Raw genomic sequence first — 14,734 nt, 5'->3', positions numbered from 1 at the left:
TAACCAGTGTACAAGAATATGAACCGGGCTGCCAGTTCGCTATTCCGACATGTTTGCCTGCTGCGGCGCCGGAAGTTTGCCGTAGCGGTATGTGCTTTGCAGAACGATATGTCGGCCCTCCAGCGAAGACTGCTGGAACGACTGCATAATCTCCAGGACGTGGTATGCCAGACGGGCACTCACGCGATGGTCCTTCTGCTCATGAATCGATTGGATCATATCGTTGATACCAAGCCCCCGCTCGTTCTTCCCGCATTCAAATGCGGGGTCAAGCAGCTCCCATTCCTCGGAGCCGTGCTTCCGGAGCTTCACTTCGCCGTTAAAGTAGTTCGGATCCCCGAGACTGAGGCTTCCCTGCGTGCCATAGATTTCGATCCAGGGCAGGTTCGATCCGCCAAAGATATCGAAACTTGTAATCATGGTTGCAATGGCACCGTTCTCAAAATCCAGCGTCCCTGCTAAATGTGTTGGGGTCTGAACCGTGATCGGTTTTCCTTGGAGCGGACCGGAGCCGATGGCGCGGTCTGGAATCTGGATGCCGGTGGACGCGCTGATCCGGCTTGCAGGACCAAGCAGCTCTACGAGAGCCGATACATAGTAAGGACCCATATCCATCATTGGACCTCCGCCCGACGCGTAAAAAAATTCAGGATTAGGATGCCAAGCTTCCGGTCCTGAACCCATCATAAACGCCGTAGCGGCAACAGGTCTGCCAATAAGCCCGGATTCAATCGCGGCTTTGGCCGTCTGTACGCCGGAGCCCAGAAACGTATCGGGCGCGCAGCCGACGCGAAGTCCTTTTTGATCTGCCATATTTAGCACCCGTAGGGCTTCATCAAGGGTAATCGCCAGCGGCTTTTCACTGTAAACATGCTTCCCTGCTTCCAGCGAGGCAATATCCACATTGGCGTGGCTGGCCGGAATGGTCAGATTAATAATAAACTCAATGTCAGTCTGTGCAAGCATCTCCTCAACTGTATACACGTTCGGGATGTTGAACTCTTCGGCCTTCTTCTTCGCGTTGTCCGGAATAAGGTCAGCACATGCCACGACTTCAACCCAAGGGCTGTTCTTTAAGTTCGTGAAGTATACGCCGCTGATGTTTCCGCAGCCAATTATACCTGCTTTCATTTTTTTCATCGCTGTCACTCCTTGAGTGTTTTAGATGTGCTCGGACTAGTACCATGGTATTCTTTTATGCTTTCGTTTAAAATGAAGAATATGATTAAAACATGAACAATCTGGTCATTATTTTCTTATTCTTCAAAGGGGACTTTAGCAATGGATTCAAATCTTTCCAACCAAGTCGTAGCAGCGGATTTCTCATTTCATCGTAAACCTTTCAAGATGTCCCTGGCTGACGGTTTCGACACCTACCTGATGCGATGGCAGACCGACGGCAAATGCCGTGCCAAAATTGATGGCGAGCTGTCACTCGTTGAAGCAGGGGATCTGTTGATCTTCACGCCAGGACAACCCTATGAACTCCGAATAGATGACGAATATAACGCTTTGGGTGAGTTAACCATCGAAAGCGGAGATTACCATATTTTTTTCAAGGGTCCCTGGGCTGACGCGTGGTGGAATTCCAAGAAACGCCCAACCAAAATTCGGGTTCCACTGGAAGAGCGTTACCTGAGTCTGTTTCGGCAAATTCTGCTGGAGCAGCGTCGTGTATCGGATCCTTATCCGGAGATTTCGGATTACACGGTGCGGATTCTGTGCCTCGAAGTGGACCGCCTGTTATCGGAGCAGCCATCGACCACACCAAAGACGTATCTGGCCTATCGCATGAAAAATTACATTGAAGAGAATGCCTCCTCGATGTTCAAGCTGGAGGACGTCGCGGCCCATGTCGGCATTAGTGTCTCTCGGGCAGTCCATCTGTTCAAAGAAGCGTTCGGCACCACCATTATGCAATACACAATGGACGTTCGCCTGAGCATGGCCAAGGAACGGATTGTGTTTAGTCCTCTCTCGCTGGAGGATGTCGCCGAAACGTCCGGCTTTGCCAACTATACTTATTTTCACCGCGTTTTCCGCTCCCGATTCGGCGTTTCGCCCAAACAATTCCGCATGGCCAGCCGAACGTCGAACTGATCGTGCCATCTGTACAGTAAAAAAGCGGGTCGACCAAGGTTTTTCCTTGATCGACCCGCTTCTTTCTTGAATCACATGTAATATATTCCATGATTCCAAAATTACTTCTTATCACGGTCTAGCGTGGCCGCTGCCTCGGATACAACGATAGCCAAGTCTTCATTTCCGAATAACGACAGGACGCCAAGCAGGGTCTGATCCGGTATTTCACCAGCTTCTTCCTTGGGCACCGTTAATTCCAGCACCCGGGCCAGCCGCTCATTGTCCGGCTGATTCGGATATGCCTTACGGTACAGTTCCGCTGGGTCAAGTCCGTGATTCACACACCACTGGGCAAACACGAGGATCATCATATCCTCGTCCTGGCGGTACGACTCCGCAATCCGTTCTTCTACGGATTTTTCCGTATATTCCATGTGTTACCCCTCCTCATGCGAAAAGGGCTTCGGAGCTCTCTTCGTTCATGAAGACATTATACCGTTTACTTGCGCTCAGACAAAGTCTAAACTAGTCAACCATCTTGACCTGCACCGGATTGCTCTTCGCTTTTTGGTCATTCTTCTTCATCCAAGTTCCAAGACTGATGATAATGGCAATAACAAGAATTTCAAAACCATACTTCAGAACGCCATTGGCGAACCAGCTGTGAATCATCGGCTCTTCCACAATCATCTTCGATGCGGTCCAGGCTAACACGGCAGCACCGATCGTGATGATAATAGGAAAGCGATCCGTCAACTTCAGGATAATGGTACTGCCCCACACCATAATGGGTACCGAAATTGCAAGTCCGATAATAACCAGCATGAAGCTTTCGCCAGCAGCGCCAGCTACAGCAAGCACGTTATCCAGTCCCATCATCGCGTCCGCAATAATAATCGTACGGATTGCCGCCCACATTTGGTTGCCAGCGGAAATTTCATGCTGCTTCTCATCCACCATCAGCTTGTAGGCAATCCACAACAGGGCAAAACCACCGATCAATCGCAAGCCGGGGATCATTAAGAGCTGTACAACGAGAAGTGTGGCCACGATACGAATCACAATCGCACCGACGGTACCCCACAGGATGACCTTCTTCTGGTCCTCCTTCTGGACATTACGAGCGGCAAGCCCGATAACAATCGCGTTATCGCCTGCCAACACAAGGTCAATGAGGACAATCGACAGCAGTGCCATCCAAAAATCCATCGACATTATATCCATGCTTCTCCCATCCTTTATACATTTTCTTTAGGTTTACACCTACCGATGTCCTCCACCAAAAAAAACGCTGTTCCCTTAGATTACAAGGTCTACAGCGTTTTTTGGACGTGAAAATAGACCTCCACCTCATTCATAAAAGAAATCAGGCAAAGGTCTCGCTAAACAACATAATCGTTGCCAATAAAGCCGGGGATGGTTGATCCCGTAATGACGACTTTACTTACGATATAGAATTTATAAGTTATCAGCGGAACCCATGAAATTCTATATCGCAAGAAAACCTACCTTTGAATCGAGGTTGCTCATCCTTGAAAGGCCACGATGGAGGGTTTTCTTATGAAGCTACTCCCCTTTGGGAACTATTCGATTGGGCATATTATAACATTTGAAAAATCGCTTGTATATTCAATTTTCCCCACCGAAATCGAATGCTTAGCTGTCCGAAATATGGGCAGCAGTCCTGTTTTTTTGCTATCATGGTGCTATTCTGGTTGACTTTGACTATCGCAAAGTGAGGATTGTACATGAAGAGATGGATCATACCCGCAATTTATTCCACAGCCCTGATACTGGCATTTGCATACAGACATGAAATCATGGACTGGCTGGGAGAAAATCCCCCGCTCTACCTGATGATCCTGCTGGCAGCCCTGCTTGCCTTATTTCCCGTTGCGCCCTATAAAGTCATTATCGCTATTCTCGGTTATGCATATGGGACACTCTGGGCTGCAGCCATTGCGTGGTTCGGAACAACGATAGCGGCCGTCATCCTGTATGCGGCAGTACGGTCCCTGTACCAGGAGCCCGGCAGGCGACTGCTTGGCAAATACGCGGCTATCCATAGGTTTACAGCCCTGGTAGAAAGGCGGCCCTTTCAGTCGATCCTGCTCGCGCGCTTACTGCCCATCATACCGCAAATGGCCGTCAATATTTATGCCGGCGTCGCATCCATTCCATTCTGGACGTACACAACCGCTTCAGCCATCGGTAAAATCCCCGCGATTCTCCTGTATGCCTGGCTGGGCAGCGGGTTTTCCGATCATCCGCTCCTCTTCGCGGGTATCGCAGGCGGACTTATGCTGGTTACCGCTTTGTGTCTGGCCGCTATCCGGTGGTATAAAGGGAGACCGGCTTAAACGGAGCATAGTTTTGGTTTCCCTGACCAAAATGATTATAATATAGAGTAAGACTTACATTTATATGTTATAACGATGGAGGGATAATAGATGAATAATCGTTCAACCCCAAGTGAATTGGCTACCTTTGCGGGAGGCTGCTTCTGGTGTATGGTCTCTCCTTTTGATGAGCTGCCGGGCATTCTGAAGGTCGTTTCCGGCTATACGGGCGGCCATAAGGAAAATCCGACCTATGAAGAGGTATGCTCTGATACAACAGGTCATTACGAGGCTGTTCAAATCACGTATAACCCGGAAGTATTCCCTTACGAAAAGCTGCTCGAGCTCTTCTGGCAGCAAATCGATCCTACGGATGAGGGCGGACAATTCCATGACCGGGGCACATCTTACCGGACTGCTATTTTTTACCACACGGAGGAGCAGCGTGAACTTGCGGAACAATCCAAGCAAGCCGTAGCTGCCAGCGGACGATTCGATGGACCGATCGTAACGCCCATCATCCCCGCCAGCACTTTCTATGAAGCTGAAGAATATCATCAGGATTATCACAAGAAAAACCCAAGCCATTACAAACGCTATCGCAAAGGTTCAGGACGCGAGGATTTCATTGAGCAGCACTGGTCGGATCCGGTAGATCCGGCCGAGCTTAAACAGCGCCTGACACCGATCCAATATGAAGTGACCCAGAATAACGCAACCGAGCCTCCGTTCCACAATGAGTTCTGGGACCATCACGGGGAAGGCATTTACGTGGACATCGTATCCGGCGAGCCGCTCTTCAGCTCAACGGACAAATATGATGCCGGCTGCGGATGGCCGAGCTTCACCCGTCCGATTCGCGAATACAACATTAAGGAAAAAATGGATCTTACCCATATGATGGTCCGCACCGAGGTAAGAAGCAAAAAAGGCGACTCGCACCTCGGCCATGTATTTGACGACGGACCAGGGCCGAACGGGCTTCGCTACTGCATCAATTCTGCGGCACTGCGGTTTGTACCGAAGGAAGAGATGCAGAAGGAAGGCTACGGCGAGTATTTGCAGCTGTTTGAATAAATCCAAGTTTCCTAGTGCATTGCCCTTCAGGGCAATGCACTTTTTGGTACGATTGAACCCGCTTATTCAATTTGGCTGCACGGGGTAATATACATTACATACGAATTACAGATGACTGGAGGGGTTGCACATGCCTTGGAGCAAACATGATTATCCGCCATCCATGAAAAACCTGGAGCCCCGGGTGAGGAATAAAGCCGTGGAAATTGCCAATGCCCTGCTGGAGGAAGATTACGATGAAGGTCGTGCCATCGCTATCGCCACCGCCAAGGCACAGGAGTGGGATGAGAATCATCCGAAGGACGAGAAGTGAAAATTCGGGCATAAGCATACGAAAGAAGCTCACCCTGCATGCGGGTGAGCTTCTCTTAGTCGGACCGTCTTATGAACGGCCGCTAACAGTATGCTGCGCTGTCTTCGGAGTAACCGGAGTGCTTGGGGCACGGACCGCCTTCCGAATCGGTTTCTTTTCCGTTTTCTCGGTACCGTACGTCACTGTAATGGTGATCACTTGTCCGGCAATCGATACGGCTAATATAGTATATAAGGTTTCAACCAATGGCATGTAGAATAGCGATAATAGCAGTACTACGGCATCCATCAGGAAAAACACCGTCCCTACCTTAAGCCCGCTCCACTCGCTGAACAGCACGGAGATCACGTCGTCACCGCCTGTCGCTCCGCCAAAACGGAGCACGATGCCTGCACCAAAGCCCGTCAATAAACCGGACAGCAGCGCGGCTGCCAGCAAGTTATGATTCAGATCGATCACAAGCGTGGAATACCGCTCGATCAATGCGTAGAACAAGGTGAACATGCTCGCCGCAACAACGGTATTTATAATGAACTTCCGACCTTTGATGAATAAGGCAACCAGCAGAACCGGTATGTCCATGAGGACCATACTTAATGCGGGCGGAATATCAAGCGCATATTTGCCAAGCAGCGCAAGGCCGACAAAGCCGCCTTCGGTTAAATGATTGTGAAAATTAATGTGATAATACGTAAAAGCCATTAAAAACGTTCCGAACAACATCGCCGACATGGTGATAATTGTGTTGTTTTGTCTTTTCCTCATACAGGATCCCTCTTGTCGTAGTAGATTGGTCAGACATAGGCCAATCTCTACATAGAGGCAACCTGGAGGAGTTCATCCTTCGAACCATAGTTCCCATCCTTTCGTAAGAGACCGTCCTTGTCTTCTGACGTCCGACTTCGCTCTACGAAGGAAGCTATGTGTATGAGAGATCATAACGTTTCCAAATCGTCCTTTGGGGATTCGTCCTTCGGGGACACATGGTATCCTGATCCTTTCTCGTTTTAATTAGACTGCTTACATTATTATAACACAGTTGGCATACAAGCTAAACAGCTGGCTAGAATGAACTGGAATATATATATGAAATATGTAAAAAAACTCGCTTTAAGAACTCCCTCCATAAAATTTCGTCGTTCTGTTCACATATTCGCTAAATCCGATGTGACTTAAATCACAAATACCCCTTCTTCCCTTGTCTATACTTAAATCGAATACGAAATCGAAATATGAATCAGGGGGAGTCTGCATGTTAAGCCAGCATACGATTGAGGTCGTTAAATCGACCGTTCCTGTTCTTGAAACACATGGAACGGCAATTACGACTGCATTTTACCAAAAATTGTTTCATCATCATCCGGAGCTTCTTAACATATTCAACCATGCGAATCAACGAGAAGGAAAACAGCCCTTTGCCCTTGCCAATGCCGTATACGCCGCCGCAGCCCATATCGACCGTCTTGAAGCGATCGTCCCGGTTGTTAAGCAGATCGGACACAAACACCGGGCATTAAACATTTTGCCCGAGCACTATCCAATCGTTGGCGAAACGCTGCTCGCCGCCATGAAGGAAGTGCTGGGAGACGCTGCAACGCAGGAAATTATCGAGGCCTGGGCCGAAGCTTACGGGGCTATTGCCGATGTCTTCATTGGCATTGAAGCGGATATGTACCAACAAGCCGCGAACGAGGCCGGCGGCTGGAGCGGATACCGCAATTTTGTCATTGACCGGAAGGTGGAAGAAAGCTCCGTTATCACTTCCTTTTATCTGGTCCCGCAGGACGGCGGCGAAATATCCGCTTATCAACCCGGTCAATATATCACGCTCCGGGTGAAACCCGAAGGTGAAGCCTATTATCATAATCGTCATTACAGTCTCTCGTCCGCACCGGGTCAACCATACTACAGAATTACGGTCAAGCGTGAAGATGAGTTGGAAGGAAAGCCTGCCGGCGTCGTCTCCACTTGGCTGCACCACCATGCCGAGGTTGGGACCGTTCTTGAGGTCACGGCTCCGGCCGGTACCTTTACGCTGGATACGGACAGCGATCTTCCGCTTGTCTTGATCAGCGGCGGCGTCGGTTTAACCCCGATGGTGGCCATGCTCGAAACCGTGCTGCTGGAACAGCCTGACCGAAACGTAACCTTTATTCATGCGGCCAAGTGCGGAAGCCAGCATGCGATGAAAGCTCACATCGATGCGCTTGCCTCCAAATATCCGCAGCTAACCTCTTATATCATTTATGAACAACCGGAATCGGAGGATCAGTGTCACCAAGCAGGCTATATTGATCTTGATTTCCTGCGCAAAACCGTTGATGCCAAGGCGGACTTCTACTTCTGCGGCCCCGTTCCGTTCATGCGAGCCGTGAACAGTCATTTGAAATCGATGGAGGTACCTTCGGACCGGATTCATTATGAATTTTTCGGCCCGGCTGGTACATTGGAAGATTAAAATAACCGTATTACACCATCAAAGGGTGCCTGTCTTGCATAAAGACAGGCACCCTTTTTAGATGGAACACGCTTGCTGTCGACTATTATTCAGCGAAGAACAAAACCATATGCCGGTTCTGGTCATGCGCATTTTATAAACCTATGTACCCTGGCGTTCATACCGTCCTCAAAATTCCGAACTAGATATGCTTGCCCTGTTCCCGCAGCAGCCGGTTTACCGTTTCTCTTCTCACGCCGATCAGCTGTCCGATCTCTTCCTGCGTCAGATACTCGGTCAAGTGTATTCCCTGTGAATACTCGTCCAGCCACTGGATCAGCAGCTCAAGCCGCTCCGCAGGTCCTCCGACCGTCAAGTGATCCAGCCTCATCTGCATGAACCGCACCTTTTCCTGCAGCAATCTGGCAACCTCGAGCGGTTTCTGCGAATCCTCCGCAAGCTGGCGGTACCACGCATCAGCCGATATGACCTCCACTTCGCTCTGGATCAGAGCGATCGCCGTTCCATGTGTCTCCTTCGGGCTGATCAGGGAATGGTGCGGCACCGTTTCACCGGGATATAAAATATTGAAAAGCACCATATTGCCATTCGGATGGAGACGGGTTACCTTGAACATTCCGCTCCGGATGTGGTATAGATGATCCCCGCTATCTCCTTGCCTGAACAGTATTTCGCCTTTATGAAGAATCATGAATGAATCGCCTCCTGATGAATGCAGTTATCAGGAGTGTAAACGATATGCCGTCATGAATCCACTGGAGGCAAATAACAATTACCAGAAATTAATGGTTGCGCGCCGTATATTGTTGGCATAGCATGTGTATTATATAGAACATATGTTCTTGTATTTATTTATGTTTGAGGATGTGTCTCTTATGATGAAACCTTCCACTCCTCCTCCGCCCTCGCTAGAAGACGAAGCCCTGATCCGAGATTATCTGCTGCATCACTTCATTCAGTCAGTTCTCGAGAGGGATATTCAGATTCTCAAGACCCTTAAACTGAAAATGGGTGAACTCTATATCTTAAATCTGCAGCTCATTAAAAAAGGATATTCTGATCATGCCTGGTTCCTACAACAACAAATGAGAAGGCGCGGCATCCGGATTCATGGCCAGAGCGGTACAGCCGAGGAAGGGCTGCAGGTCCAGTATTTATGCCGCGGATATGATGGCTATCTGCTCTGCAAATGGCACACCTTCAAGGAAGAGATAAAGGATCGGCTCGTTTCGTATCTTGGCACGGATTTGGCGGCATACTAACACCAACTACGTACAAGACAGGAGCGCTCCATGAAGAATATCTTCCACATATATTCTGCCGATATCCAGAGAATCATCCTTAATTGGGCTGCAAGTGTCATCATCGTCGGGCTCGCTATTCTACCTTCTCTGTATGCCTGGTTTAACATTGAGGCCTCCTGGGATCCCTACGGCCAGACCTCCGGCATCTCCATTGCCGTTGCCAACTTGGATAAAGGCACCACCCTCCGCGATCAGCCCATTAACCTGGGAAAGGAAATCGTGGAGTCCCTCCATCACAATGAGAAGCTGGGGTGGCGTTTTACGGATGATCGCGAGAACGCCATTCAGGGTGTACGGCGCGGCAATGATTATGCTGCTATCATTATTCCGGAGAACTTCTCTGCCCGGATCGGCACCGTGCTGACCAATGAGCCTGTCAAAGCTCAGATCCTCTATTATACGAACGAAAAAATCAACGCCATTTCTCCCAAAGTGACGGCCCAGGGCGCATCCGGTGTTGTGGAGGAAATCAGCAAAAATTTCATCAAAACCGCCAACGGCACCATCTTCGAGATTTTCAACACGCTCGGGATTGAGATCGAGAACCAGCTCCCGGCCATCAATAAAGTACGAAGTCTTCTGTTCCGGCTCGAAAAAAGCTTTCCGGAGCTCAATGATGCGGTGGGCACAGCCGCAAAGGATATTAAGCTGGCCAACCGATTGGTTCAGCAAGCCGACGCCGCCCTGCCTCGCCTTGAAGGAATTGCCACGGACGGCAAGGCCATGGCCGGTGCGCTGGCGGAGTTCGCGAATCAGGCCGCCGGTGCATCCAAATCGCTGGAGCCAACTCTGCGTCAGGACTTGGAGGTACTGGCTGCAACCACCGGTGCGCTCTCGCAAGTGCTGGACGCTCTGGGGCAAGCCGATATCGATCCGAAGGAGCTTGCCAGCCGCCTGAACGCTGCGCAGGAACGCGCAGAGACCGCAGCGAAAGCAGCAGCCCGGCTGGGTCAATTGTTCAAGCGGCTGGGCTCCATCTCCCCGGCAGCAGCTGCCGGGGCGGCCAAGCTCGAGGATATTGCCGCACGATGGACCTCAGCTCAATCCGTGCTCCAAACGATAGCCCAAGCCGTGGAACGGGGAGAAGAAGCGCCCGCGGATTCCATTGATAAGTTGAAGAAGCTGAACGATGACATTACGGGACTGACCAACACGCTGTTAAGCCGATACGATACGGAGATCGGTCCTGCGATAAGCAAAGCCTTCACCAAGGGCGCAGACACGGCCAAGCGTGTGCAGCAGGAGCTGACCCAGGCGCTTGCCAGCGTCCCCGACATTCAGCATTTGCTCAAAGACGCCCGGAAAGGTCTCAAAGTAGGCGGAGAAGAAGTGCAGCTTGCCCAAAGCCGTCTGCCGGAGGCCGAGCTTCGGATTACGCAGCTGGCGAATCGGCTCCGTGAGATGGAAGCTGAGGGTGATATTCAAGAGGTCATTGATTTGCTTCAAAATAATTTCGAGCTCGAAAGCCAGTTTTTTGCCGAGCCTGTAACGCTGGAAGAGAATCGCCTGTATCCGATTCCGAACTACGGGTCCGCCATGTCTCCCTTCTTCACGACTTTATCCTTGTGGGTAGGTGCCCTGCTGCTCGTTTCCCTGCTCTCCGTTGAGGTTCATGAGGAAGAGAGAAGCTTCCGCAGCATCGAGGTTTACTTCGGACGCTATTTAACCTTTCTCACCATTGCCCTGTTCCAAGCGCTATTCGTCACCCTGGGTGATATCTATTTGCTGCGGACCTATGTGGTGAATCCGGGCTGGTTCATCCTGTTTGCGCTGCTGATCAGCTCCATCTTCATGCTGATTGTATATACGCTGGTGTCCGTATTCGGCAATGTCGGAAAAGCGATGGCCATCGTACTTCTCGTGCTGCAGCTCGCGGGCGCGGGCGGAACGTTCCCGATCCAGATGACGCCGCCCTTCTTCCAGGCATTGCATCCTTATCTGCCGTTCACCTACGCCATTAGCATGATGCGGGAAGCCGTTGGCGGCATTCTATGGGATATTGTCATCCGGGATGTCCTGTTCATGCTGATCTTTGCCGCAATTGCGCTGATGATCGGGATTGCGCTCAAGAAACCGATCAACCGGGCCAGCGGCGGTCTTGTCCGTAAAGCGAGAGCCTCGAAACTCATCCATTAATCCAGCCCCCTTTCGGAGCGTATATCCGCACAGAGGGACTGCCTGATTACAACTTTAGTCATACTTTACGCAAAAGGACACCCCAAGTGGCTTCTTAGAGCCATGGGATGTCCTTTTTCATATAAGATTCACTTATGTTGGAATTGCTGGTGGTATTCCTTCAGCTGTTTCAACGTATCCTCTTCCATATCGCCAAGCCGCCATATCGCAATCTTCGAAACACCTGCATCTCTCGCCGTATCCATCCAGCCGGCGATGGTCATTCCATCTGCATACCATACCGTATGGCCGATGCCTTGGTCGTCCGTATATTCAAAATACAGGGCACCGCTTGACGAATCCCGCTTCGGCACTTCCGTGATGGAATGCGCCAGCTCCACCGCACGCTTTTCCGTTAAAGAGACAACCTTGCCGTTCTTCGCCCAGTCAAACCCTCCAACCGACAGTGCGATGGCATGGTCTCCCGGAATCCCGCGCAGTTTGTCCGCCAGCTTTCTGATCAAGGCGTGATCCGCCTTCGGCCCCGGTCCGCTATGCCCTCCGTACAAGTTATAGGCCATCACGACATAATCCGGGCCTGCCGGCAACAACTCCAAGGATGACTGGGAGATCCCCGGCTCCAGGACGATTCGAAGAGAGAAACCCTCCGCTTGTAAACGTTCATACAGCTCCTCGTAAAGAGCGCACAGATTCGCCCAATCTTCCTTGCGTACCTTCTCGTAATCCAGCTCGACGCCACGAAAGCCATGCTGGGATACTACAGTCAGAATGTGCCCGATATGCAGACTGCGGCTTTCCGGAGTAGCCACGATCCGGGAGATGAGCTCAGGATCCTTCTGATCCGCCGTCCCATCGGTATCGAAGCGATCGTTTACGATGGTCAGGACCCGGCGAAGCTGCTCCCCTTTCCGGGAAATCTCCTGAAATTCAGGCAGCCCCTCCCGAAAATCCGAAGTAAAATGGAGTTCGTCTTTATGATTGAAGTAGGCTGCAAAAAAATGGATCTCTTCAAGCTCGCTGCCGAGCTGCTCCATATCGGTTATGCCCGTCCTCCACTGCCAATCCGTAATCCAGGCAGACAGCTTTACTCCCGTTTGCGGTATCTGAGGCTGCAGTGCTTTCTCCTGCTCTTCGGTGCGCAGCCACCAGAAGAAGACAGCAGCGCACAAAGCCATCAGCACCACTGCTCCTGCCCATTTCCTCCTGCGATTCTTCATTCTTGTTCACGTCCTACGCCATCCGAATTTTAAAAGGTCTCCACAGCCCAGTCAACCGCCCGGTTCAAACTTCTCTGCACGCCTGTCAGGACTCCGGTCAGTCCGGACGGCTTGTTCGTAAACAGCAGCTTCCGATCGCCGCCCGGAGGCTCAGATGTTATGTTGACATCTTCAAAAATAGCGTCGTAAATATCATCCTTCTCACTCTGCTCGTGATATTGCGATTCAAACGCCACGCCCCCTGCGCCAATCGAAACATCCACAGGCTGCTGGTCCAGAATTAACTGTTGATCGACACTCACCGACACGGAATGACCTTTCACCGAAATCTCCAACGAGCGGTTGCCAAGTATGTTGACCGGATACTCATTCTCATCATCCCGATCTCCGGCCTGCGTCTGTTCCTTGGTATATACCGATGCTTTGTCGAATTGCAGATCCTCTTCACCCCACTCGACCTTCGGCAGGGAATAAGTGAACAGTTCCTCGGGCGCTTGACCTGCTCGCTTCTGCTCTACCACCACGTTATTGTTCTCCAGAAGGAGCCTTACGTAAGAGCCCTTGGTCCTGTCGTAACGGACATAGATGGACTGCCGTCCTACCACATTACCGAGCGCTTTAGCCGAGACGGTTACGTCAGTCTCTTCACTACCTTTTAAATAAACCGTCCCTGCCTGAGACGGAGGCGATGTGACCACGAAACGGTTATCCGAAAATTCAACCGCTCCGCCGAGCAGCTCCCAGTTGTCAGCCTGCTGCTTGTCCCCCCGCACAAACTGCATAGGTTGTCCCTGGTCCTTGTGCAGCTTCATCAACAGGTGGTTGGTGGACCAGTAAGGAGCAGGCTGGACCCGAGTCAGATTATAAAGATCGCTATCCTGCGAGTTGAAAGCCATACCTTCCCGGTTGAAATTCATCCCAAACAACTGCTCAATCTGCTCCGTATTGGCATCGGCTACAAGCTGATTCATGCCGCTGCCAAGCGCATTGGCGTGCATGATCATATATGTCCCTGGAACATAACCCAGCGATTCCGTGTAGACTTTATTCATCGCCTCATAATCAGCTTGAATCCGTTCTTCCATCTCCGCGCGGTTCTCGAGCGGTATCATGTTCTCGTCGCGAATGAAATCCATCAAATAGTGGTTGTAATACTCCACGTTGGATTTGCTGGTCAGTTCACCCTCATCCTTAACGCCGATATAACGGCCTTCACGATCAAAAATATTAATATAAGTCAGCCGGTTGCCGTTGGTCCCCAGCTCCCAATAACCGGTGCGGGTCATCTTCAGCATATCCTTCGGCTGCAGAAATTTCCGTTCACTGTTGCCCATTTTGTCCGCATAGGACAGGAAGGTGGCCTTATAGTTGTATTTCTCCAGCAGCGGCTGCGCGAACAGAGCGGAGTCATTCCGTCCATCTTCAAAGGACAGATACAGCGCTTTATCCGGCAGCTTCTTGCCATTACGATAATAATCGATAATATCTTGCTGCGAAATCGTGGTGTAGCCCTGTTCATATAAAGCCTTCAATTGTGCATCCAGCTGGCTCTTGGATACGAGCTTGGATGTCCCGGTGCGGCCGACCCCAAAATAGGATAGCGCAATAAAGCCCTGATCCTGACGCCAAGCCGCTCTGTCCGGCTCCTTATAGGTGCGAAAATCGAAAATCGCATCCGCCAGCAGGACGGCTACTACGGCCAATACAACGACCTGTGCCGTAACTTTGATGATTTTGCGGCGATTTTTTCGCTGAACATTGAGGGCTGTTTTTTGTTTTTTACCCATTTGTCATCCTCACTTCAACCG

General features: G+C 50.7%; 14 protein-coding genes. 7 read left to right on the top strand and 7 right to left on the bottom strand.

All coding sequences use genetic code 11. The features are described 5' to 3' along the window. Positions 1-39 precede the first annotated feature (39 nt). Positions 40-1,140, bottom strand: coding sequence for a Gfo/Idh/MocA family protein (locus tag AK95_RS31190; protein WP_071223806.1), 1,101 nt, complete (start codon positions 1,138-1,140; stop codon positions 40-42). Between the two features lie 141 nt (positions 1,141-1,281). On the opposite strand from AK95_RS31190, the gene AK95_RS31185 reads away from it, so the two are divergent. Continuing rightward, positions 1,282-2,100: an AraC family transcriptional regulator gene (locus AK95_RS31185; RefSeq protein ID WP_071223805.1), complete on the top strand. Its 819-nt coding sequence runs from the start codon at positions 1,282-1,284 to the stop codon at positions 2,098-2,100. A 101-nt stretch (positions 2,101-2,201) separates the two neighbouring features. Here the strand turns inward: AK95_RS31185 and AK95_RS31180 are convergent, their stop codons facing one another. Both AK95_RS31180 and AK95_RS31175 read right to left on the bottom strand, forming a co-directional pair. After that, positions 2,202-2,516 (bottom strand): hypothetical protein, encoded by a 315-nt coding sequence (locus AK95_RS31180; protein WP_071223804.1) that lies wholly within the window; start codon positions 2,514-2,516, stop codon positions 2,202-2,204. Positions 2,517-2,607: 91 nt separating this feature from the next. After that, complete coding sequence (locus AK95_RS31175) at positions 2,608-3,306, bottom strand: TerC family protein (RefSeq protein WP_071223803.1); 699 nt, start codon at positions 3,304-3,306, stop codon at positions 2,608-2,610. 524 nt (positions 3,307-3,830) lie between these two features. Between AK95_RS31175 and AK95_RS31170 the strand changes: the two genes are divergently transcribed. The 3 genes from AK95_RS31170 (at position 3,831) to AK95_RS31160 (ending at position 5,811) form a co-directional block, all read left to right on the top strand. Continuing rightward, positions 3,831-4,442, top strand: a complete 612-nt coding sequence (locus AK95_RS31170; protein ID WP_071223802.1) for a TVP38/TMEM64 family protein — start codon at positions 3,831-3,833, stop codon at positions 4,440-4,442. Positions 4,443-4,532: 90 nt separating this feature from the next. Then, positions 4,533-5,498, top strand: coding sequence for a peptide-methionine (S)-S-oxide reductase MsrA (msrA, locus tag AK95_RS31165; protein ID WP_071223801.1), 966 nt, complete (start codon positions 4,533-4,535; stop codon positions 5,496-5,498). Between the two features lie 130 nt (positions 5,499-5,628). Next, complete coding sequence (locus AK95_RS31160; protein ID WP_071223800.1) at positions 5,629-5,811, top strand: DUF2188 domain-containing protein; 183 nt, start codon at positions 5,629-5,631, stop codon at positions 5,809-5,811. A 69-nt stretch (positions 5,812-5,880) separates the two neighbouring features. Here AK95_RS31160 and AK95_RS31155 read toward each other — a convergent pair whose 3' ends face one another. Further along, complete coding sequence (locus AK95_RS31155; protein WP_071223799.1) at positions 5,881-6,576, bottom strand: YitT family protein; 696 nt, start codon at positions 6,574-6,576, stop codon at positions 5,881-5,883. A 487-nt stretch (positions 6,577-7,063) separates the two neighbouring features. Between AK95_RS31155 and hmpA the strand changes: the two genes are divergently transcribed. After that, positions 7,064-8,269, top strand: a complete 1,206-nt coding sequence (gene hmpA / locus AK95_RS31150; protein ID WP_071223798.1) for an NO-inducible flavohemoprotein — start codon at positions 7,064-7,066, stop codon at positions 8,267-8,269. Positions 8,270-8,450: 181 nt separating this feature from the next. On the opposite strand, the gene AK95_RS31145 is transcribed toward hmpA, so the two are convergent. Beyond that, a complete protein-coding gene (locus AK95_RS31145) occupies positions 8,451-8,960 on the bottom strand; it encodes a Crp/Fnr family transcriptional regulator (protein WP_071223797.1) in 510 nt (169 codons plus the stop codon). Positions 8,961-9,144: 184 nt separating this feature from the next. On the opposite strand from AK95_RS31145, the gene AK95_RS31140 reads away from it, so the two are divergent. Continuing rightward, complete coding sequence (locus AK95_RS31140; RefSeq protein ID WP_071223796.1) at positions 9,145-9,531, top strand: YhjD family protein; 387 nt, start codon at positions 9,145-9,147, stop codon at positions 9,529-9,531. Between the two features lie 30 nt (positions 9,532-9,561). Continuing rightward, positions 9,562-11,709, top strand: coding sequence for a YhgE/Pip domain-containing protein (locus AK95_RS31135; RefSeq protein WP_071223795.1), 2,148 nt, complete (start codon positions 9,562-9,564; stop codon positions 11,707-11,709). 128 nt (positions 11,710-11,837) lie between these two features. On the opposite strand, the gene AK95_RS31130 is transcribed toward AK95_RS31135, so the two are convergent. Both AK95_RS31130 and AK95_RS31125 read right to left on the bottom strand, forming a co-directional pair. Then, a complete protein-coding gene (locus AK95_RS31130) occupies positions 11,838-12,926 on the bottom strand; it encodes a glycosyl hydrolase family 18 protein (protein ID WP_071223794.1) in 1,089 nt (362 codons plus the stop codon). A 29-nt stretch (positions 12,927-12,955) separates the two neighbouring features. After that, the gene (locus AK95_RS31125; protein WP_071223792.1) at positions 12,956-14,713 is read right to left on the bottom strand and encodes a polysaccharide deacetylase family protein; all 1,758 of its coding nucleotides are present in this window, start codon (positions 14,711-14,713) and stop codon (positions 12,956-12,958) included. Positions 14,714-14,734 lie beyond the last annotated feature (21 nt).

Origin of the sequence: Paenibacillus sp. LC231, from assembly GCF_001860525.1 — a bacterium.
Lineage (GTDB): Bacteria > Bacillota > Bacilli > Paenibacillales > Paenibacillaceae > Paenibacillus_AQ.
The sequence above is the reverse complement of the archived record's forward strand: the minus strand, read 5'-3'. Positions and strand labels throughout refer to the sequence as shown.